At 55.0% G+C, this 21465-nt stretch carries 19 protein-coding genes and 1 pseudogene; 4 read left to right on the top strand and 16 right to left on the bottom strand.

Going from position 1 to position 21465, the window contains the following annotated elements:
- Nucleotides 1-22 precede the first annotated feature (22 nt).
- The 10 genes from puhC to bchF are packed head-to-tail and all read right to left on the bottom strand — an operon-like array spanning nt 23 to nt 11799.
- Nucleotides 23-460, bottom strand: a complete 438-nt coding sequence (gene puhC / locus DHN60_RS18270; RefSeq protein ID WP_234423703.1) for a photosynthetic complex assembly protein PuhC — start codon at nt 458-460, stop codon at nt 23-25.
- A 34-nt stretch (nt 461-494) separates the two neighbouring features.
- A complete protein-coding gene (puhB, locus tag DHN60_RS18275; protein ID WP_108838761.1) occupies nt 495-1127 on the bottom strand; it encodes a photosynthetic complex putative assembly protein PuhB in 633 nt (210 codons plus the stop codon).
- Between the two features lie 57 nt (nt 1128-1184).
- Nucleotides 1185-1958, bottom strand: a complete 774-nt coding sequence (puhA, locus tag DHN60_RS18280) for a photosynthetic reaction center subunit H (protein ID WP_108838762.1) — start codon at nt 1956-1958, stop codon at nt 1185-1187.
- 18 nt (nt 1959-1976) lie between these two features.
- Complete coding sequence (locus DHN60_RS18285; RefSeq protein ID WP_108838763.1) at nt 1977-3404, bottom strand: PucC family protein; 1428 nt, start codon at nt 3402-3404, stop codon at nt 1977-1979.
- The gene (bchM, locus tag DHN60_RS18290) at nt 3401-4066 is read right to left on the bottom strand and encodes a magnesium protoporphyrin IX methyltransferase (RefSeq protein WP_108838764.1); all 666 of its coding nucleotides are present in this window, start codon (nt 4064-4066) and stop codon (nt 3401-3403) included. Before bchM ends, DHN60_RS18285 begins: the two co-directional genes overlap by 4 nt.
- A complete protein-coding gene (gene bchL, locus DHN60_RS18295) occupies nt 4066-4962 on the bottom strand; it encodes a ferredoxin:protochlorophyllide reductase (ATP-dependent) iron-sulfur ATP-binding protein (protein WP_108838765.1) in 897 nt (298 codons plus the stop codon). The genes bchM and bchL overlap by 1 nt, the downstream gene beginning before the upstream one ends.
- 28 nt (nt 4963-4990) lie before the next feature.
- Nucleotides 4991-8536: a magnesium chelatase subunit H gene (locus DHN60_RS18300; protein WP_234423704.1), complete on the bottom strand. Its 3546-nt coding sequence runs from the start codon at nt 8534-8536 to the stop codon at nt 4991-4993.
- Nucleotides 8526-10037, bottom strand: coding sequence for a ferredoxin:protochlorophyllide reductase (ATP-dependent) subunit B (gene bchB / locus DHN60_RS18305; protein WP_108838767.1), 1512 nt, complete (start codon nt 10035-10037; stop codon nt 8526-8528). Before bchB ends, DHN60_RS18300 begins: the two co-directional genes overlap by 11 nt.
- The gene (locus DHN60_RS18310; RefSeq protein ID WP_108838768.1) at nt 10034-11314 is read right to left on the bottom strand and encodes a ferredoxin:protochlorophyllide reductase (ATP-dependent) subunit N; all 1281 of its coding nucleotides are present in this window, start codon (nt 11312-11314) and stop codon (nt 10034-10036) included. The genes bchB and DHN60_RS18310 overlap by 4 nt, the downstream gene beginning before the upstream one ends.
- Nucleotides 11311-11799, bottom strand: a complete 489-nt coding sequence (bchF, locus tag DHN60_RS18315) for a 2-vinyl bacteriochlorophyllide hydratase (protein ID WP_108838788.1) — start codon at nt 11797-11799, stop codon at nt 11311-11313. The genes DHN60_RS18310 and bchF overlap by 4 nt, the downstream gene beginning before the upstream one ends.
- A 35-nt stretch (nt 11800-11834) precedes the next feature.
- Here bchF and DHN60_RS18320 point away from each other — a divergent pair, with 35 nt between their 5' ends.
- Together DHN60_RS18320 and ppsR are read left to right on the top strand one after the other, a co-directional pair.
- A complete protein-coding gene (locus tag DHN60_RS18320; protein ID WP_159089288.1) occupies nt 11835-12806 on the top strand; it encodes a B12-binding domain-containing protein in 972 nt (323 codons plus the stop codon).
- An 80-nt stretch (nt 12807-12886) separates the two neighbouring features.
- Complete coding sequence (gene ppsR / locus DHN60_RS18325) at nt 12887-14299, top strand: transcriptional regulator PpsR (RefSeq protein ID WP_108838770.1); 1413 nt, start codon at nt 12887-12889, stop codon at nt 14297-14299.
- Between the two features lie 9 nt (nt 14300-14308).
- Here the strand turns inward: ppsR and DHN60_RS18330 are convergent, their stop codons facing one another.
- On the bottom strand, nt 14309-15133 hold the full coding sequence (locus DHN60_RS18330; protein ID WP_108838771.1) for a B12-binding domain-containing protein: 825 nt from the start codon (nt 15131-15133) through the stop codon (nt 14309-14311).
- A 243-nt stretch (nt 15134-15376) separates the two neighbouring features.
- Here DHN60_RS18330 and DHN60_RS18335 point away from each other — a divergent pair.
- Nucleotides 15377-15625 (top strand): annotated as a pseudogene (locus tag DHN60_RS18335) (transposase); the annotation flags it as partial.
- Nucleotides 15626-15692: 67 nt separating this feature from the next.
- A complete protein-coding gene (locus tag DHN60_RS18340; RefSeq protein ID WP_108838772.1) occupies nt 15693-16400 on the top strand; it encodes an IS6 family transposase in 708 nt (235 codons plus the stop codon).
- 288 nt (nt 16401-16688) lie between these two features.
- Here the strand turns inward: DHN60_RS18340 and DHN60_RS18345 are convergent, their stop codons facing one another.
- From DHN60_RS18345 to DHN60_RS18370, 5 genes are all read right to left on the bottom strand, one after another.
- On the bottom strand, nt 16689-18122 hold the full coding sequence (locus DHN60_RS18345; protein WP_108838773.1) for a DUF6880 family protein: 1434 nt from the start codon (nt 18120-18122) through the stop codon (nt 16689-16691).
- 24 nt (nt 18123-18146) lie between these two features.
- Nucleotides 18147-18362, bottom strand: coding sequence for a DUF2805 domain-containing protein (locus DHN60_RS18350; RefSeq protein WP_108838774.1), 216 nt, complete (start codon nt 18360-18362; stop codon nt 18147-18149).
- Between the two features lie 16 nt (nt 18363-18378).
- The gene (locus DHN60_RS18355) at nt 18379-19617 is read right to left on the bottom strand and encodes an FAD-binding domain-containing protein (protein ID WP_234423705.1); all 1239 of its coding nucleotides are present in this window, start codon (nt 19615-19617) and stop codon (nt 18379-18381) included.
- Nucleotides 19618-20050: 433 nt separating this feature from the next.
- A complete protein-coding gene (locus DHN60_RS18365; RefSeq protein WP_108838777.1) occupies nt 20051-20440 on the bottom strand; it encodes a DUF4149 domain-containing protein in 390 nt (129 codons plus the stop codon).
- A gap of 8 nt (nt 20441-20448) precedes the next feature.
- Nucleotides 20449-21252 (bottom strand): isoprenylcysteine carboxylmethyltransferase family protein, encoded by an 804-nt coding sequence (locus tag DHN60_RS18370; protein ID WP_108838778.1) that lies wholly within the window; start codon nt 21250-21252, stop codon nt 20449-20451.
- Between the last annotated feature and the right edge of the window lie 213 nt (nt 21253-21465).

The following is a 21465-nucleotide window of genomic DNA, read 5'->3' on the forward strand; positions in this document are numbered from 1 at the left end:
GTGTGTTGTCCCTTGTTCAGTTTCAGTCGATCAGCTTGGCGAAAGCTGCGACGTTGTCTTGGCCATATCCGATCAATTCGATCTTCCAGCCGGTGGTGTCATCAATCACGGCAACATGGCCGTTTTCGCGGCGCACAAGCCGCAATGGCGCATCTAGACTTGCACCTTTCACGGTGCGTTCGCGGCTTACAGCGGTCCAGATCACGTCGATGAAACCGGACTTTGCGTCCGTAGAATGGGCAAGCTGTGTGCCATCTGCGGCCAAAACCTGAACACCGTTGCTGCGGTCCCCGATCAGTGAAATCGCACGTTCGGTTACGATATCGCTGTGGGGTGGCACGGCCGTGACAGGCCGGTCGGTGTAACTGGCGTAACCAACAAGCGCGACAGCGGCGAACATGAGCCCGAACATTGCTTTGACCAGCACGGCAGGTACCATATCGCGATCGCGATGTTTCATTTGGGTGGCGAGTGAATTTGTGACAGCCATGATCTTATTCCGCGGCGATTACGTCAGACGGGGTGGCCCGTGTGACGTGTGGCATAGACACGCGTGTTTCGGCGGCTTCGGCAAAGATTATGGCGACACGGGCCGCATCGGGGATGGCGCGGAACGCAGGCTGTGTGCGGAGCATATGCCAAGGGCGCACGTGCGGCCATGTCATCAGGTAAGACAGGCGCGTCTCGCCAATCAATTCAAACGTGATGGTGCCAAGACCAGATGCGCGCACGGCGGCTTGGGCGTTGCCGATGCACACATAAGGCAGGTTCAGCGTCATCGTCAGCGCGGCACCAATGCGCATGCAAGCGCGTTTATTTGTCAGCGTGTAAACGGTGCTGCGGGCCTGGACCGTTGCGATCCCGATCAGGATCAAGGCTACGACACCGCCTGCAAACAAGAACGGAATACCTTGCGCCATCACCGCCGTCAGCGACATATCAGGCGACACCATGATCACGCGGATCGCAGCAAGCAGCGCGAAATAACCCAACACCCAATTCAGCGCCCAAGCATCTTTGGCAAGGCGCAGCGCGTGCGGGCTGCCTTGCCACAGGATATGTTCATCCGCTGGAAGCGCCTCTGGCAGGCCACGCACAGGTTCAAATTTGAAATCATCGTGATGCATTTGGTATCCCCTTTGTGGTCGGTGTCGGGCCTTGGCGAAAGGCCCGACAATCGTGGTTTAGATCACGGGTTCGCTACGCTTTGAATCGGCGTACATTGTGCCGCCACCAAAGTAGGCCATGATCTTTTCTTCCTCGAGAAGCGTGATCTGGTCGGGCTTTTTGATGCCTGGCACATCTGCAAATTGACCCGAGTAGATCGCGCGCGCAGTCACGCGGTCACTTTGGATGCGGCAGAAATTCATCGGGATCAGGCGGGTGTTGCCTTTGCCCTCTGGGTTCAGATCAACCGTCAGATAGCGGACCATTTGTTCCGGCACGTCGATCCACATGTCGATGATGCGGCCGATGACTTCACCGTCGCCTGCAACCACCGCTTTGCCACGCGGATCGCGACCTGCTGAAACGGCGAAATCTGGCAAGGCTGACATCGGCTGGATCTTGTTGTGACCATGACCGTCAAGCTCTGTCACGTCGCGGCGCGGGGCCCAAGACGCAGGACCAACACCGTCGATCATCGGATCGCCGGTTGGCACATAAGACGAGCCTGCGGATTGCGACGTCGCCTCGATCGCGAGCTTCGTACGCTCAGGGTTTTGGCCTGATGGGACAGAGATATCACCACGCCCATGCGGCAGGCGAAACGTCTTGTCCTTGGGCGTTGGAAACAGACCAATGCTGGCGGATTCTTTGCCATCTTCGCGCTCTAGCGGGTAACCTTCGCGCATGTTTTCGGTTTGCAGGTAATATACCAGCAGCGCGAAAAAGAGCCAGAACAACCAGATCGCGATACTTGCCAGATCAAAGTTCCCGAAGAATTCATTGCCAACCATTTTTATCTCCTTTGCGTGTCATGTCGGAAAATCCGTCAGTTCCAATTTGCGCGGATTTTGTGTGCCAAGCCCGCGTGCCCGCACCAGCGGACCAAGGGCAATTATTGTGATGAAAAGCAGGCCGATCTCGATCTGATAGACAACCGAATAGCCGATGGATGGCGCTTGCAAGACGTTACCAAGCAGGCCAGTGTTCGCGGCGGTGTTGACCAGATCGCGGATCGCACCTCCCAGAAAAATCGACAGGCCCGCGCCCGTCGCTTGCGCCGCACCCCAAACGCCAAGGGCCAGACCGCGGCCCGCCGCACCAGATACGTCGATTGTCATCGCCGCCGTCAAAGTCGCCACAGCGAACAGTCCGCCACCAAGACCGATCAAAGCGGTCCCCGTATAGAACAGAAAAGGCGAGGCGATGGGCGCGGACAAAAGCACCGCACTGAACGCGGCGATGCCGATGATCACACCGCGTCCCGCCATGCGGTATGGGTCGATGCCTTGCGACAACCAGCGCGCGGCAAGGCCGAACCCCAGCAAAGCACCAGTCGCCCACATCGCCGTCAAAAGCGTGGTCGCTGATACGGACAGCCCAAGGATTTCACCGCCATAAGGTTCCAGCAGCACGTCCTGCATATTGAACGCGACGGTGCCCAAAAAGATTGTCACAACCAGCCGCAACATATCAGTGTCGCGCGTCAAATCAGCCCAAGCGGCGCGGAAGGCAGGCTGCGGTACGCTGCGTTCTTCCTTGGTCATGGGCGCCATCTTTTCCTGCTTCCACAGGGCGGTGATGTTCAAAACCATCGTCACAACAGCCGCGCCTTGCACGACTTGCACCAGCAGCAAGGACGAGTAATCTTTCAACAGCGTGCCGATAATCAACGCCGACACGCCCATGCCCAAAAGGTACATGACGTATAGTAGGGATACGACCTTGGCGCGCGTATCCTCGCTTGCACGGTCAGCCGCTAGCGCCAGACCAGCGGTCTGCGTCATATGCATCCCAAGGCCCGTGAGCAGAAACGCCAACGCCGCTGCGATCTGGCCGAACACGCCTGCGTCAATCGCGCTGTCGCCTGCCAAGACCAGCAAAGCCATCGGCATAATCGCCAAGCCGCCAAACTGCCAAAGCGTGCCAAACCACAAGTAGGGGATACGCTTCCACCCGATAGCGGAACGATAATTGTCAGACTTGAACCCCAGCAGCGCGCGGAACGGTGCGATCAAAACAGGGATCGCGATCATGGTCGCGACGATGATCGCAGGCACCGATAATTCCACGATCATCACGCGGTTCAATGTGCCCAGCAACATGACCGCCGCCATCCCAACAGAGATCTGGAACAACGACAAGCGCAGCAGTTGTGACAAAGGCAAACCTTCGCTTGCTGCATCCGCGAAGGGCAGCATTTTCAGGGTCATGCCTTGGACTGCGCGCTTGGGGATCATGGGCGATACTCCAACGCTTGGCTGATGTAGAAGCCGGAATTCACGCGGGTCAGTTCACGCAACTGGCCATTGGTTTTCGCGGCGATCTTCGCCGGATCGTGCGGCACCATTGTCGGTGATCTGTCGCTGCGCGGGAATAGTTTCCCAACACGCCACATCGCCATCAACAGCGGGGTGCGCGGTGCCACGGTGAACACCATGTTGTCATTCAAACGCGGTGCGAGGTCGTCCAAAATGCGCGCGATATCATCGGCGGAATAATAGATCATGCTGTCCATCGCGACGATATGGTCAAATGTCCCAAGACCCGCGTCCAGCATATCACCCGCCGCAAACGTCATCGTGCCGCGCACATCCGCAGGCTTGCGCTTTTCTGCAATCGCGATCAACTGCGGCGAGATATCGACGCCCACCATATCAGCGCCACGCGCCGCCAGTTCAAACGACAACGCACCGGTGCCGCAGCCCGCGTCCAAAATACGCGCGCCCGTCAGATCGTTTAGCAATTGCCCGATCAACACGTCGCGCATTTTATCGCGGCCTGCACGCACCGTCGCACGGATACCGGACACGGGAGCGTCTGATGTCAAACGTTCCCATGTTTTGGTTGCCGTGTTGTCGAAATAGGTTTCGACGCGGTCGCGTGTAGCCTGATATTCCATCAATCGAACCCAAGTAGTTCAAAGATTTCGCGGTCAGGCAACGGGTCAGGGGCCAATGGCTCTGTGCCGTTATAAAGCGTCTCGGCCAGCCGCATATATTCCTTGCGCACCTGCACGATATCTTCGTCATCTGGCATCTCGAACAAGGTCTTTTTCTTCAGACGAGACCGACGGATAGCATCCAGATCAGGCATATGTGCGATGCGGTCGAAACCAACGGTCTTGCAATAGCGATCAACCTCATCGGTATCTTTCGAACGGTTCGCGACACACCCCGCAAGGCGCACTTTGTAGTTCTTCGACTTGGCCTGCACCGCGGCAATAATCCGGTTCATCGCATAGATGCTGTCGAAATCATTGGCCGTGACGATCAGCGCGCGATCTGCATGTTGCAAGGGGGCGGCAAAGCCACCGCAGACCACGTCGCCCAGCACGTCAAAGATCACAACGTCGGTGTCTTCCAGCATGTGGTGCTGTTTCAGCAGCTTTACCGTCTGCCCCACGACATAACCGCCGCAACCTGTACCGGCAGGTGGCCCGCCAGCCTCGACGCATTTCACGCTGTTATAGCCCGTCGCAACATAGTCTTCGGGGCGCAATTCCTCGGCATGGAAGTCGACGCTTTTCAGGATGTCGATGACTGTGGGCTGCAAGCTTCCTGTCAGCGTGAATGTGCTGTCGTGTTTGGGGTCACAACCGATCTGCAAAACGCGGTGGCCCAGCTTGGAAAACGCGACGGACAGGTTCGAAGAGGTCGTCGATTTACCAATACCGCCTTTGCCATAGACGCTGAAAACCTTCGCGCCTTCGATCTTGGCGCTTTCGTCCTGATGGACCTGCACGGATCCTTCGCCGTCACCACCAAGGTTCGGAATACTGCGATCAAGTGGGCTCATTGTGTGGTCCCTTTCCTAAAATTGCGGGTCATTCGGCTGCAATGCCCTCGAGTGTGTCTTCAATTGCGTCCGTTGCATTTTGCAACGCGTTCAGTGTTTCTGCGTCCGGCACCCAATAGTCGCGGTCAGAGGCTTCCAGCAGGCGGTTCGCCATGCGCATCGACGCCTGCGGGTTCAGATCAGCAAGGCGCTGACGCATCGCGTCATCCAGCACGAACGTCTCGGACAGTTCTTGATAAATCCACGGATCAACCTTGCCTGTCGTGGCGGACCACCCGACGGTATTGGTGATATGCGCTTCGATCTGGCGGACACCTTCGTGGCCGTGGTTCAACAGCGGTTCATAGAATTTAGGGTTCAAACTGCGCGCGCGGGTCTCCAACGCGACCTGTTCGCGCAAGGTCCGTACTTTGGCACCACCGCGCGTCTGATCCCCGATATATATCGGGGTATCTTTCCCGTTCTTGGCGCGTTTCACCGCAGCGGCAATCCCGCCAAGCGTGTCAAAATAATGGTCGACCGACGTGACACCAAGCTCCACCGATTCAAGGTTTTGATACGCCAGTTCCACATGCTGCAACGTGTCTTGCAACAACGCGGCTTGCTTGCTTGCCTCGCCATCAACACCGTAAGCAAAGCTTTTGCGCGCTTGATACGCATCGGCCAAATCCGCGTCATCATCGAAAGCAGAGCCATCAACAAGCTGGTTCACGTTGGACCCATAGGCACCTTCGGCATTGGAAAACACGCGCAAGGCGGCGGTCTGCATGTCACACCCATTGGCTTTGGCAAAGGCCAACGCATGGGCGCGGATCGGATTCATCTCTAAAGGTTCTTCCGCCATCGCGCATTGCAAGGCGGCGTCGGCCAGTAGTTTGGTTTGCAACGGCAGAAGATCGCGGAAAATACCCGATAGCGTCATCACAACATCAACACGCGCGCGACCCAGATCGGTCAGCGACACCAAATCAGCGCCGCATAACCGACCGTGGCTGTCAATCCGCGGCACAGCACCCATCAGGTTCAGCGCTTGCGCAATCGGGCCACCGTTCGACTTGATATTGTCAGATCCCCAAAGAACCAGCGCCACGGTCTTTGGCAAATCCGCATGCGTTTTCAGCAGCTCGGCCGCTTGCCGCGCACCGTCTTGCATCGCAAAAGCCGTCGGCATGCGGAACGGATCAAACGCGTGAATATTGCGGCCCGTTGGCAGAATATCTGGCGCGTTGATGATGTCACCACCAGCCACAGGTTTAATGAACTGACCATTCAGCGCACGCATCAGCGCGTCCAATTCAGCGCTGTGCGATAGATGCTGGCGCGCGGCGTTCCGGGCGGCATCCGTGTCAAAGCTCATCAGGTTCAACATGTCTGCGACGGCATCATCCGACAGATCGCGCCCGACGATATGCAAGCCATCGGGGATCAAGGCGTCTTCGGTTTCCAGCAGCTTGATCCACAGCGTTTGCAGATCGCTTGCATCCAGATGCACCGTTTCAGCCTGCGCACTGATCAGCGTCTCAAGGCGCGCGCGGTCGGTATCATCGGGCATCATCGTGCGCCATTTGGTCAGGCTGTCTTTCAGATCAGCCAAACCGCGATACAGGCCAGAAGCTTGCAACGGCGGCGTCATATGCGTGATCGTAATCGCGTTGCTACGGCGTTTCGCCAGCGTCGCTTCGGACGGATTGTTGGCCGCATAAAGATAGATATTCGGCATATTCCCGATCAACCGATCAGGCCAATCATTGCCGTTACACCCGTTCTGTTTGCCTGGCATAAATTCCAGCGCGCCATGCATCCCGAAATGCAGCAGAGCGTCTGCCTGCAACTCATGCTTGAGGAACTGATAGAACGCGCTGAACGCATGGGTTGGGGCAAAGCCAGTCTCAAACAACAGGCGCATCGGATCGCCTTCATAGCCGAATGTGGGCTGGATACCGACAAAGACTTTGCCGAACTGCGCACCCAACACAAACACATCCGCACCATTTGATTGGATACGACCGGGGGCAGGGCCCCAAACGGTTTCAATCTCGGATAACCACGGCGTGTTTGCAACGATTGTGTCGGCGCTGACCCGGGCCGCCACATTCGCGTCTTGCCCGTAAGTTGCTGCATTACCTTGCAAAATTGCTGTGCGCAAATCTTTAACAGTTGCCGGTGGCGTCACATCATAGCCGTCAGCGGCTATTTGATGCAGTGTGTTGTGCAGGCTTTCAAACACTGACAAATACGCCGCTGTGCCAATCGCACCCGCATTTGGGGGAAAGCCGAACAGCACAATCCCAACTGTCTTTTCCGCGTTCTGTTTGCGGCGCAACACGGCCAACCTTTGGGTCTTTTCAACCAGCGCATCAATGCGCTCAGGGCAGGGGGCCATCGCCTTGATCGCGCCTATCGCAGGACAGTTGCGCGCACACCCTGCACAACCACTGGGTGCATGACGTCCCGCGAAAACGGTGGGGTTTGTGGCGCCGTCAATCTCTGGCAAAGCGACCAGCATTGTCGCCTCAATCGGGCTAAGGCCTTGGCCACCTTCAGCCCATTGTGACAGCGTCTGAAATTCTAGCGGTTGGGCCGCGACATAAGGCACATCCAGCGCCGTCAGCACCTCAATCGCGCCATTGCTATCGTTATAAGCAGGCCCGCCCACAAGCGAGAATCCGGTTAATGACACAAGCGCATCAATCTGTCCAAGGTAATACGCATCCATCGCAGGCCGCGCATCTAAACCACCCGCAAAAGCAGGAATGACGCGCATCCCCTGCGCCTCAAAACTGCGAATGACGTGGTCATAATGCGCTGTGTCGCTGGCCAGAATGTAGCTGCGCAGCATTACCAAACCGATGGTCGGGCCAGTCCCTTTGATCGGAAGATCAGCGATGTCCGTCGCGATATGATGATCCGGCAAGTCGGGGTGATACAGCCCCACTTCGGGGTATTCCACGGGGGCATCGACCTGCACACCGCGCCATGCCGGGCGCGAGGCATAGCGCGAAATCATAAACCGCACGAGGCTTTCGATGTTATCGTCAGAGCCGCCTAGCCAATATTGCATCGCCAAAAACCAAGCGCGCAAATCTTGGCTTTTGCCCGGAATAAGCCGTAAGATTTTCGGGATGCGGCGCAGCATTTTCATCTGACCGACACCCGCACTGCCAGGTTTCTTGGCAGGCTTCAGCTTTTTCAAAAGCGCCATCGCACCCGTCGCAGGGCGCATCATATCCAGATCGCCCATCTTGGTCAGCTGCACGATTTCATGATCCGCGATAATCCCAGCCATCGCATCGCACGCATCGCGGCGCGCTTTCAGATCAGGCAGGATCGCCTTGATATGCTCTTCCAGAAAGATCACGGACGTCACGATGATATCAGCCGTGGCGATATCGACACGAGCTGCATTCAAAGCCGCAGAGTCTTTTGCCCACTCTGCCGCGGCATGGATTTTTAATTCCAAGCCCGGGAAATCGGCCGCCAATTGCGGGGCCACACGCGCAGCCGGACCCGCCGCGTGGCGGTCCAGCGTTAACAACACAACGTTGTAGGGTTGATATGTTACGTCATCGCGCAAAATGTGCCTTTGCTTCGTAAAGTGTATCGACAGAGATTTCGGCCACGCCTTTTTCGGCGGCATAAAATTCGGTATTGCGACGGGCCTTGCCACGCACAAAGAACGGGATTTTCTTCAACTCGCGTTCTGCATCAGACAGCCAAATGACATTGTCTGCAGCGGGCGCTTCGGGTTTCGGTTTATCGTGTTGCACAGCGCCACCATGATGGCTTGGCCCTGCGGCATCGTTGAATTCAAAATCGTCGCGGAACATGTGCAATAGGTGTTCTTCCAGACCCATCACAAGCGGGTGGATCCATGTGTCAAACAACACATTCGCACCCTCAAACCCCATCTGGGGCGAATAGCGCGCGGGGAAATCTTGCACATGCACAGGGGCAGAGATGACGGCGCAGGGGATGCCCAAACGCTTGCCGATGTGACGTTCCATTTGGGTGCCAAGGATCATCTCTGGCTGCAAATCTTCGATGGTCTTTTCAACCAACAGATAGTCATCCGTGATCAGCGCCTCGACACCATAGTCTTTGGCCAAGGCACGGATATCGCGAGCAAATTCGCGGTTGTAGCAGCCAATACCCACAACCTTGAACCCCATTTCATCGCGCGCCACACGGGCGGCGGCTTTGACATGCGTGCCGTCACCAAAGATGAAAACGCGCTTGCCCGTCAGATAGGTGCTGTCGACGGACCGCGACCACCATGTCTGGCGCAAACGGTCGCTGTCCAGCTGCACGATGCTACCCGAAAGTGCGCGCACTTCGTCGATGAAATCATGCGTCGCGGCTACGCCGATTGGCACAACTTTGGTATAAGGCTGGCCGAATTCTTTTTCACAATACCGCGCCGCCATCTCGCCCGTTTCAGGGTACAGCAGCACATTGAAATGCGCTTGCCCCATCTTGGCGATATCGCTTGGCGTGGCACCCATGGGGCCTGTGACGTTCACCTCGATCCCAAGCTCGAACAGCAAGTTCGTGATTTCTTGCACATCATCGCGATGCCGAAAGCCAAGCGCCGTTGGTCCAATAATATTGCAGCTGAAGCGCACAGTTTTTTCCATTGGCTTGGCCAGATGTTTGACGATCTGAAAGAACGTCTCGTCCGCGCCGAAGTTTTCTTTGCGCTGATAACTTGGCAATTCCAGAGGAATGACCGGAATATCAAGACCCATGGTTTCCGCCAAACCACCGGGATCATCTTGGATCAATTCCGCCGTACAAGACGCGCCAACAATAATCGCTTCGGGCTTGAAACGATCGTAGGCATCTTGGCAAGCGTCCTTGAAAAGCCCGGCGGTATCAGCGCCCAGATCGCGCGCTTGGAACGTCGTGTACGTCACAGGCGGACGGTGATCGCGCCGTTCGATCATGGTGAACAACAGGTCCGCATATGTGTCGCCTTGCGGGGCGTGCAGAACATAGTGCAGGCCCTTCATGCCAGTGGCGACGCGCATCGCACCGACATGGGGCGGGCCTTCGTATGTCCAAACGGTCAACTTCATTCCGCAGCCACCCCAAGGATCGACTTGCGGCGTAAGGGACGCGCGAATAGCGACGCCAAATCACCGGCTTGTTCGTAGAAATGCACTGGGGTGAAGACCAATTCGATGGCCCATTTTGTTGATAGGCCCTCGGCCTCTAGCGGGTTCGCCAAGCCCAAACCGCAGACCGTCAGATCAGGCTGCGCCGCGCGACAGCGATCCAATTGCAGATCAACATCTTGTCCTTCGGAAATCTGCGGACCAGCCGGCAACAAATCCAAATCAGGACCGTGAATTGTATCGTGAATATAAGGAGAGCCGACTTCCAAAGCGGTCATCCCGCATTCGCGCGTCAGGAAACGGGCGAGGGGGATTTCCAGCTGGCTATCAGGGAAGAAGAATACCGACTTGCCGTTCAATGTCTCGGCAGCTTTTGCCACTGCTTGGCGTGCACGGCGACGGGGCGCCTCGGTCACGGCTTCGAACGTCGCATCATCCAACTCGAATTCAGCGGCCAACGCTGCAAGCCATTCCGTTGTGCCTTCTTCACCCATGGGGAAAGGGGCCGCGATATGGCGTGCGCCGCGACGGACAAGTGCGGCGTGCGTATCGCCAAGAAACGGCTGCGTCAGCGCGAAGACTGTGTTCGGGCCAACCGCAATATCGCTGTCGATTGTGCGCGATGGCAAGACATGCACCGTGTCGATACCAAGCCCGTCGATCAACGACAGCATCTGATCCTCGACCACGTCGGGCAGCGCGCCGACGACGACCAAATTGCGTGCTTCGGTTCTTGGCAACACTGGCACCATCGCGGCAAGACAGGCGTCTTCGCCTTGGGTGAATGTCGTTTCGATCCCCGATCCAGAATATTCCAACACGCGGACCTTTGGCGCGTATTCTTGCGTCAGGCGTTCGGCGGCGCGGTTCAGGTCCAGCTTGATGACCTCGGACGGGCAAGACCCCACAAGGAATAATTGGCGAATGTCGGGACGGCGCGCCAGCAAGGTGGCGACTTCGCGGTCCAACTCGGCGTGGGCATCGTTCAGTCCCGCCAAATCTGATTCTTCCAAGATCGCGGTGCCGAATCGCGGTTCTGCGAAAATCATTACGCCAGCGGCGCTTTGCAAAAGATGCGCGCAAGTGCGGCTGCCAACCACCAAAAAGAACGCATCCTGCATTTTGCGATGCAGCCAAATGATACCCGTCAGCCCGCAAAACACCTCGCGCTGGCCACGTTGTTTGAGTACCGGCGCACTGCGGCAACCGCCGCTGATGGATGGCGGGATTTCGGTCATGCTGCGGCCTCTGCTTGCAAGCGCGCCGCGCGCAGTTTCCATAGGAACTGTCCGGCGTTAATCACGTAGGTGGCGTAGGCTGCCAGAACGACCACGATCAACGCATCGGGCGTCAGCGCGCCTGTCAATAATCCATATAAATATAATGTATGCAGGGCGATGACGACAAAACTAAACACGTCCTCCCAAAAGAACGCTGGCGCAAAAAGCCATTGCCCAAACACCACCTTTTCCCAAATCGCGCCCGTCACCATGATCAGGTAAAGCAACGCGGTTTTTGCGATGATCGACGCGGTCGTGACAGCGTACCCTTCGCCCGTCGCCATGTAGCGCACGACAAAGCAAAGCGAGATCAAAAACACCACGAATTGCAGCGGCGCAAGAACACCTTGCACAAGGGTCCAAACCGTCGCGTCACGCCGCGCACGTTGCGCAGGCGTATAAAGCATAAACTGCTGATGCGATGATGCCGACACGCTGGTCATAGAGCCCCCTAAGATCACTTCGTCTTTGTAAAAATTTGTCAGGAAGCCCAGCATGTGTCAACTTTGATTTACATTTTGGTAACGATAATTCTCAAAGAGTTAGCAGCGAAACCGCGCATTTCAACATGATTTTTAGCCGATTTGAAAATATGTCTCATTTTATTGACATATCTTTTTTGATAAGGAACCATGGCTGGCGCGTGGACCTGACAATGAAGATGTTTGGCGCTGCGCGAAGAATGGGGGGTCTTTTGTCACAACATCAACAGACATTTCTGGCCGCTGATACCAGCGAAGTCGCGCTTATTGCGCGCCGCGCCTTGTCGATGTTGGCATCTGGAACTGACAGCCTGACACCCAGACCGCAGACCCCATCATTGGCTGCCGTCACGCAGGCCTTGTTTGAGAGGGCACGCGCCGCCGATGCACAAGCTTTGCCGCGATTGCTGAACCGCATGAAACGGGCAGGACACACAGGCCAGGACATTGCGTTTGATCTGATCCCAGAGGTCTCAAAACGGCTTGGCACCGCGTGGGAACGCGACGAGATTTCATTTACAGATGTTACGATTAGTTGCGCCCGCCTGCAAAATGCCGTGCGTCACCTGACCGACGATGTCCCACAGCGCGCAACCCTGGCGCAATACCGCGCGCGCGATTGCCTCGTCTTGCTGCCAGATGGCGCACAACACACGTTAGGCGCAATCATTTTAGCCCAGCAGTTGCGTCATGCGGGTCTGCGCGTGAGACAAGAGCTGAACGCGACGCCTGAAACTATTCAGAGGCTGGCGAAAGCACAGATTTTTGATATCGTTTTTATCTCTGCTTCCCTGTCGGAAACATCTGACATTGTTCGCGATCTTGCCTCAACATCTCAAGGGCAATGGATTGATACTAAAGTGATTTTAGGTGGCACATTCCTAAATCACGGCCCCGCAGATGTCGCGGCAACAGGGGTCAAACATGTAACACAAAGTTGGCGAGAGGCACTAAATATGTGCAGCTAGGCATTTCGCTTGGCACGAATTGGAGCTAAGCGTCTTTGCGATTCTAATTAAGTACGCGGTTTTACAAAGGGCCACCCCAGATGACGTCTCGCCACGAAGTGACATGGACCAGTGGCCTTATCCCTGAGATCGCAACCGATGTTGCAACGCAGATCGTGTCGCACGTTTCAGATTTTGCTGTGATCGTCAGCCCGACCGGAACCGTGACCGCCGCGCGCTGCAGTCCGAATATGGCGGGTGCCGTCGATATGATGCAATGGGACGGGCTGCAAATTCAGCAAACGCTGACTGTTGAATCAATCCCGAAATTTGAATCCCGTATTGCAGATTTTTTGGCAAACAAGGCGGACGTTTTACCTGTCGAATTGAATCACAAGGCGACAGTCAATAGCACAGAACTTCCTGTTCGATATACGTTCCATAACCTTGGCAGCGGCAGCGATCTGCTTATGCTTGGCACTGATCTGCGCCGTACAGCCGAAATGCAGCAGCAATTGGTCGCCGCACAGCTCGCGCTCGAGGCGGATTATGAAGCGCAACGCGAGCATGATGTTCGGTTGCGCGTTTTGATGGAATCATCCGACGTCGCAACCGCCTTTATTTCGGTCACGACAGGGCAGATCGTGTCTTGCAACAGCGCTGCTGAACTTCTTTTGGGACAATCGCGCGACGCCTTGATTGACGCACCTTTTGCAGAACATTTTGAAATGCGCGGGCGCAAAGACGTGGTCGATCAGTTGGTGACCGCAGCTACTGAACAATCCGAGGCTGATGTGATCGCGAAAGGCATCAAAGGCAATCGCCGGCTGGCGTTAGCGCCGACATTGTTTCGCGGATCTGCCAGCCAGATGCTGTTGTGCAAAATCAAGCCTTCGGGATCGCAAGTCACGTCCTCGGATCAATTGCAAACCCAATTGTCAGAGCTTTTCCAAAATGGCGTTGATGCCTTCGTTTTTGTAACAGCCACCGGCCTAATTGTCAGCGCGAACGAAGCGTTCTTGAAGGTTGCCAACGTCACCCATTCGCAAACGCTCAAGTCCAGAACGATGACCGACTTTCTTGCGCGCGGCGCTGTTGATTTGAACGTTATGATTGAAAACGCCAAGCGGTCCGGCGGTATGCGGCTTTATGCGACAAAGATCATCAGCGAACATGGCGGCGAACGCCCCGTTGAAATCTCGACGACCCAACTAAAGGCAGGTGCTGATCCTGTCTTCGCCATGGTCGTCCGCGATTCGCACCGGATTGAGACTGCGAATACGCGCGGCAAACAGATCATGGACGTCGATATGAATTCTGTCGTCGAACTGATCGGCGGCCAGTCCTTGAAAGACATTGTCGCCAAAACAACAGATGTCGTTGAAAAGATTTGCATCGAAACAGCCGTCGAAATGACATCGAATAATCGCGTTGCGGCAGCAGAAATGTTGGGACTGTCGCGGCAGTCACTTTATGTGAAATTGCGCAAATACGGGCTGGTCAGCAAAAGCTAATTGACGTCGTTACAGCTTTTCCAATTGCTGCACCGCATCTTCAATCGTCGCGGCAATACCATCGACACCAAGCAACGTCAGCGTTGGCCTGACGGCTTCAATATTCGATCCGCTGACCAAGATAATCGCATTGGGGCAACAAATATGCAGCGCGACAACCAGGCGCGATAAGGCATCAATCGAATGTTCGCCACTGATAGATAAACCAACAATTCCATTGGGCGATTTTTCGATCTCGGCAACCAATTGATCATGATCAAGGCCGACCTTCAGCGCAATGTCCCAGCCTTCTTTTCGGAAAAGATCAGCGGCCATATGGACGCCCAGCGTATGATCTTCGCCCGGTACTGACGCAAAGGTTGCAGCCTTATCCCGCGCGATGACGCGCGGTTCAAACAGCGCGCGCATGCTGCGCATGATGGCAAACATCCGGCCCGTGCCAACGGTCACTTCGACAAAGGAAAGTTCGTCTTTTTCCCAACGCTCACCAAGCAAACGCGCTGCAGCACCAAGCTGTTTCAGATAGATATCTTCGGCCTTTATGCCGCTTGCACGCAGACCCGTCACGATCGACGCAGCTGCATTTTCATCTTTCGAAATCAGAGCATTACAGAGATCGTCAAGCTCTTCGTCCGAGGCGACATAAGGCGCTGCATCGCCCGCACTACTGCGGGACGCGACACGCAAAATGACTTCACGCGCAAGGTTTACAACTGCATCTTCAGGAAGCTTTTCTTTCAACCGGCGCAGGTTCGCTTCGCTACGGCGATAGACATCTACTTTACGCGGCGTAGCGGTGTCGGCTGCCGTTTCTACGTGGTCGTCCCGCGTCATTTGCAAAGCCTCCTATGCGTTTCCTCTGCACTATGCTTGGAGGTAAGGTGTACCGCTGCATTCAAAGGTCAAGGCAAGGCGATAAACGAATATAATTGACTGATCTTGCGAAGGTCAGTGAAAGGCATTGTCAGAGGAAACCGGCTTGAGGCGGGCAGGGTGGTTCCGTAGGCTCTGGACCCATTAATCCGCTTGAGACCATCAGGCCTGCATGATTCAAGCGCCTCAAACTGAGGGGTGATTATGAGCAATCTTTATTGGCTGAGCGAAGATCAGATGGCGCGGCTCCGGCCGTATTTCCCGAAGAGCCATGGTGTGCCCCGCGTTGATGACCGGCGCGTGCTCAGTGGGATTATCTTCATCAATCGCAATGGGTTGCGGTGGTGTGATGCACCTAAGGAGTATGGGCCTTCCAAGACACTTTACAATCGTTGGAAGCGGTGGAGTGACATGGGTGTGTTCGCGAGGATTATGACGGGACTGGCTGCTGAAGCACCCGACCGGCACTGTCAGAAGAAACTAGCTTGAGACGGGGAGGGTGGTTACGTAGCTTTGTGGGATGACAAAACCCAATCCATTTAGGTACTTCAAAACGAGCCCGGAGATCATCCGCCTGACGGTCATGATGTACGTTCGATTTCCGCTCTCACTCCGCAACGTGGAAGATCTTCTGCACGAACGTGGCATCGACGTCAGCCACGAAACAGTTCGGTTCTGGTGGAACAGATTTGGCCCGATGTTCGCGGCTGAGATCCGAAGAAACCGATTCAGTCGGATGCGATCTTATTCGAACTGGCAGTGGCATTTGGATGAGGTTTTCGTAAAGATCAACGGTGAAACGCATTACCTTTGGCGGGCCGTTGATCACGAAGGTGAAGTGCTGGAATTCTACGTTACGAAGCGGCGAGATCGTAAAGCAGCGTTGAAATTCCTCAGGAAATCAATGAAGCGTTGCGGCAAACCTGAAATCATCGTGACCGACAAACTGCGGTCTTATGGCGCCGCAATGCGAGTTATTGGGAACGACAACCGGCAAGAAACTGGTCGCTGGTTGAACAACGGGGCCGAGAACTCGCATCTGCCGTTCCGACGACGAGAGCGGGCGATGCTGCGTTTCAGGCGTATGCGAAGTTTGCAGAAATTCACCTCCGTCCACGCTTCAGTCTACAATCACTTTAATCAGGAACGCAGCCTCTCAACTCGAACGAATTTCAAACTCAACCGCGCCGTCGCTCTTGCTGAGTGGCGCAGTCTCGGTGCGGCATAAAGGGCAGTCATATTGTCCTTGCAGAGACGAGTTCGAATTGGTCTGACAGCACCTTCCTGAGAGACTCCAATCGGATGTTGCGGCTGCGATTGGCTCCGCAACTTGGCGAGATGTTTTGCAACGTTGGGACTTTGCAGGCTGATTGATAGCAGCAGCGTTGGGGGTTTACTGGCGTTCGAGGAAAATCCCCTTTTGCCAATCCTTTTTCACGCAGACAGGATACAGACAGATTTGGAGTTTTATCTAAAACGCAACTTTCCGAGATGCGTAAAGAGAATCCAAACAGGATCAGTGCGTATCAAACTGTGCCCAAAAAGACGATTTTCGTTCATGCCGAATTCTCAGTTCATCAACGTAGCGATCATGGTTTGGGAGAGAATCAAACGCTTCGATGTCTTCGGCAACGGCGCCACACTCTTTGAGATGGCTGGCCACATGCCCGTAGCGAGATACCCGACTTTCATCCAAGGCGAAGGCTATCATCGCACGCCAGACCACTGTTGCAGCAAGTGGATGACGGTCGCGGAGCATATCCGCCGCAGGCACAAGCAATTCGTAGTGGTCGCCATCAAGTTCGCTGGCGCGCGCCCGTACCAATTGTGCGGCGGTTGGCAAGTCTGGCCACTGAAGGCAAAAGTGCAACGCGGGCATCACATTTGGGTACTCCAGTACATACGCGCGCGCCTTGTCTTCTGCTTCCACATCCTCAAAATCTGGTAACTCTTTTAGAAACGCTTGCAGGTGTTCGACGCTCAGTCTTGCTGCAAAACAGGCCCAACGATGCGCTTGTGCGTCGTCATCACGACCGAGCGCCAATAAGGTAGCGATATATGCTTCATCCCATTGGTCTTGTCCCAGACTGCGACCATCGTCATCGACATTGCCCAGAACGACAAGCGCATCATTGGCTTTACCATCTTCCAGTAAGAGGCCCGCAACCTCAGCAGCGATTGCTTTGTTGCGCAGGTCGTCAGCCGTATACTGCGCAATATAGGCATTGGCATCACCTGAAGCGGTGGCGATGTCTTGCAGGCATTGCCTGACAAAACGTTGCTTCTGATCGGCGCGATAATCCGTCTCGCCCCGTAATTCGCGCAGGAAAATTATGGCGTCATGTTCATTCTCAGGATCAGCGACGGGTGCATCGCTAAAGCGTTCTACATGGTCCTTGAGGTATGACAGCCCGGCGTCACCAAGCGTAGGCGCCATCAGGCTAATGATCCCATCCCATTCACCATATCCATTGTCTGACATCGCAGTCCAAACCCGATCAGCGAGCGCTTCTGGGTCTGCCTCTGTGCGCGGTGCAATATCGGCGAAATGCAAGATTGCCGCGCGAAACACATCGCCGACATCCCCGCGCCGATCATCAACGCGTTCATACAGGAACGGAGCAACCTCAATAAATTGCCAAAGCAAATCAAATGCAGTGTTCGGATCTTCTAGCGCAATCTTCTCAACGATCATCGCAATCTGTGTCTCAAGATCTTTGACAAGCCCCTTCCGTTTACGCCAGCTGATGAAACTCTTTGACTTACGCAGTGACGCCAGCCGCTTGCGTACCTCATGGGCCAGTTCTGCCATACCCAGGTTGTGGCTCAGTTCCAAACGTAGACGGCGTTTAATGTCTGCGCTTCCTTGGCTAACCTCGATCAAAAGATCAGCAAGGCGATCAGCACCCAGATCCGCAAGATTTGATTTGTTTAAGGTCTTCTTCGACATGTCCGAACTAGAGCTCGCGCTGGACTATTTGTAGTGTTCGCGACGATCACCGAATGATCTGACACGTTTGCGCCAAGCGCGATAACTTCCGGGCTTTAGTGTATCCCGCATGAGAGCTTTCACCTCTTTCTCACGCAGTCCGTATTCGCTGTGTATATTGGCGAAGCTCACATGGTCGCAGAGCGCCATCGCCACAATTTCATTGCGGTGCGCATCGTTCAGGTCATTCATTAGCATCATGACAGGTCCTCTGTGCTTAAAAGAGCTCAGCATCAAGCAAGATTTTTGGAATGTTCTTCTTCACCTTAAAGAACCCAGCTGTTGCATATGGCCAGATTAGGTCGTCCCATGAACGGCGCAGTTCTGTAAAACTAATACAAGCAGCATCAAGTGCAGGCATGGCCTCATTGATCCAATCCCGCGCATACCCTTCGGGTAGATAAGACGTGATGATCTGTTTTGTGCCTGCACGCTCTGCCATCCAGGCCAAATCCGATGGGACGCCCGCGCGCATGACGTGATGCGGCAAGCTTTGTCGCATTGCCGTGTCTTCCAGTGCCCCGCGTTCAAAATCCAGAACGGCGCTTGATACCGGGTTTGGCGAGCGAAGGTGACCGCACCCCAAAGTGGTGGCCGTTATGATATTGAACCGATCCAATTTGAGATCTTCGGGCCGACAATCCTCTGCCGTGATCAACAATAGCGACGGGACATCAGGCTTTGGCGCGGTTGGAGTACGCAGTGGCTGGACGCTGGGCAAGCCATCTGGCTCTTGCGCCTCCAGCCCTTTGATAACGTCGGCCAGATCCCCTTTACGCGGTTCGAACCGCTGGTTCGTGAACTTGGTGATGTTCCAATCTTGGGCATGGTACGGCTTGCCACGCGTATGCAGCCCCGCCACCCACCGCCAGCCTAGGGTGTTGGATGCCGGATCGCCGTCCAGCAAATGTCGCAGGAAGAAATCCGCTCCCAAACTCCAAGGCAAGCCAAGTGTGAAAATCCATATTGACGCAAACCACATGCGGGAATGGTTGTGTAGGTATCCCGTCTCGACCAGCTCCTCCGCCCAAGCATCGAAATAGTCGAGGCCCGTTTGCCCCGCTTCCGCAGCCTCGACACGACAGCGCAAGCCCCGATCACGTGCAAACGCTTGCAGGTCTGCGTCCAATCCTTTCCGATACGAAGCCCAAACCTGTGGTCTACGTTCTAACCAGCCTTTGAAATAACCACGCCAAATGACCTCTTGAATGAACTTTTCACCGCCTTCAGAGCCGTGCGATTGCAAAGCTAGCCTAATCGCGTCTTGCTCCAGAACCAGCCGATGTCTGATGTAAGGGGATAGCATCGAAACATCCCGGTGTTGGCCTGCGCCGCGATCATAGTTGCGCCCGTTGGTGTAAGCCCGCCCCATTTTGGGAACAAAACGGCTCATTTGCTCCTCTCCGGCTTGGCGGGCGGGTACAAAATCGATCATATTTGGGACGTCTAAACTCATTTTGTGCTCTTTTCTGACTTCCTCAGTGAGGTAGTCAGAAAACCCGGCAAGTCGAGGAAACGTTTGGTGTTCAAATTTAGTCCGCTAGGTATCGGACAAAGCATTCACGTGTGAGTAAAATGGCTAAACAGCTGGATCTTTTCCCCGACCCACTTGTGACAGAATATCTACGGTTAACGCGCGAAGAAATGCCGCGTCTTGCAAGAGGTGGGCGTCCAGATTGGCCCGTGCAAGAAGACCATTGCTTTCAACGCATCGTGCTTGATCACCTATGTAGCGGGGTCTGGTATGACCATCTGGCCAAGCCAGCCTATAAAAATATGACGCAAGATCAGTTGCAGCAGGCAATAGGTCTATGTCGCAGGATCATCAGCGATGATGTGGACTTAAAACGGCTGAACCAGCAATCGCTCATGTGGCGGGGCAAGCATTGCTAGGCCAGCAGAACCACAACACATCCTGCCAAGCCAATCTGCACCAGTTGAATGATAACAGACAGACCATGCAGACGCTTGAACATGCTTTCATCCCCCCGATCCGTTGCGGCGTTGACTTGAGGCATCAGTATTTGACGTGCATATACCGTGCTCAGACAGATCAGGCCAAGAACGCCCGCCGCCAAGGCTGACACCACAATAACTGCAATTGCGCGCATGGCAGAAAGAACAATGACTACCAGATAGTAGTATGGGAATCTGCCACGCAGCAAAGGCCGCACTTGCGCCATTGGCAATTGTTTGAATAAGACCGGTGCAAACCCGAAGCTGAAAAACGTCATGCCCCCAAACAAAATAGCCGACAGTAACAGCGCAAGGCTTGTCATAGATTTTCCTATCCTTTGAACCGCGGGACCACATAGGGAACCTCGCGCTGATATGTTTCAAATCGTGCGCCATAGCGTTTGGCAAAACGGCGCTCTTTCATGCGTGGGGCCAGCAGGCAGTAGGCCGTCAAGATAACTGCAAGGAAAAGCTGATCCGGGGTCCAGATCGGAACAGTCCATGTCGTCAAAGCAAAGGAGACATAGATCGGTTGACGGATAATACTGAACAACCCCCGCGTCGGCATATCAGGAAAGGCAGGTTTGATATTTTGCGCCAAAGACATCCAACCCAATGCGCCGGATTGCACCTCTGCCCCTGCATCATAGCTGGCCCAAATCAGAAGACCCCAAGACAGGGCAAACAGGCTGCTTAATATGGCAAACCCGATACCTTCGGCTTGCCACCAGACAATCCCGCTTGGCGTCCACAAGGCAAAAAGAGCAAACAGTTGTACCGAGGCAATGATCGCAAACGTCGTTGTCGCCAGTGTCGGCCCAAATGCACGTGGGGCCAGGCACGTAAGGAACCGCCCCCCCTGTTTGGACAACAGAAGCGAATGGACTAAGGGAAACTGCACGACAAGCAAGACGTTTACCACAAAAGACCAAGGCGCAGGAACACGCCCATAGCTTTCGGACATGCCGAAGAACATCGCAACAATCATAGCAAGCACAGCGGCTGCAAACGCCACATGGCAGATCACGCCATAGACCAATGCCAACGACAGATGCCGCAGCCCCGTCGGTCTACGCAGAACGCCAAGTGAAAGGTCAACAAGACGCTTTAAAGGTTGTGTGTCAGACCCACTCATACTCGCAGAGCTAGCGGTCCGGTCCTATCCGTCGAGCCATATGGCCTGCGACGTTTGGCCCTTAGAACGAGCAATTTCGAGTATCGCCATCCGAACCTATAGGGTCTTCGAAGTCCTCGGTTTCAGGGATACGGCCAAAGGGGATCTTGAGTGATTGAAGCTGGCGCTGAGGCACCTAAACCGGAGACGTCGTCTGTCATTTTCTGCCTCAGG

The organism is Tateyamaria sp. Alg231-49 (assembly GCF_900143535.1).
Taxonomy (GTDB): Bacteria; Pseudomonadota; Alphaproteobacteria; order Rhodobacterales; family Rhodobacteraceae; genus Tateyamaria.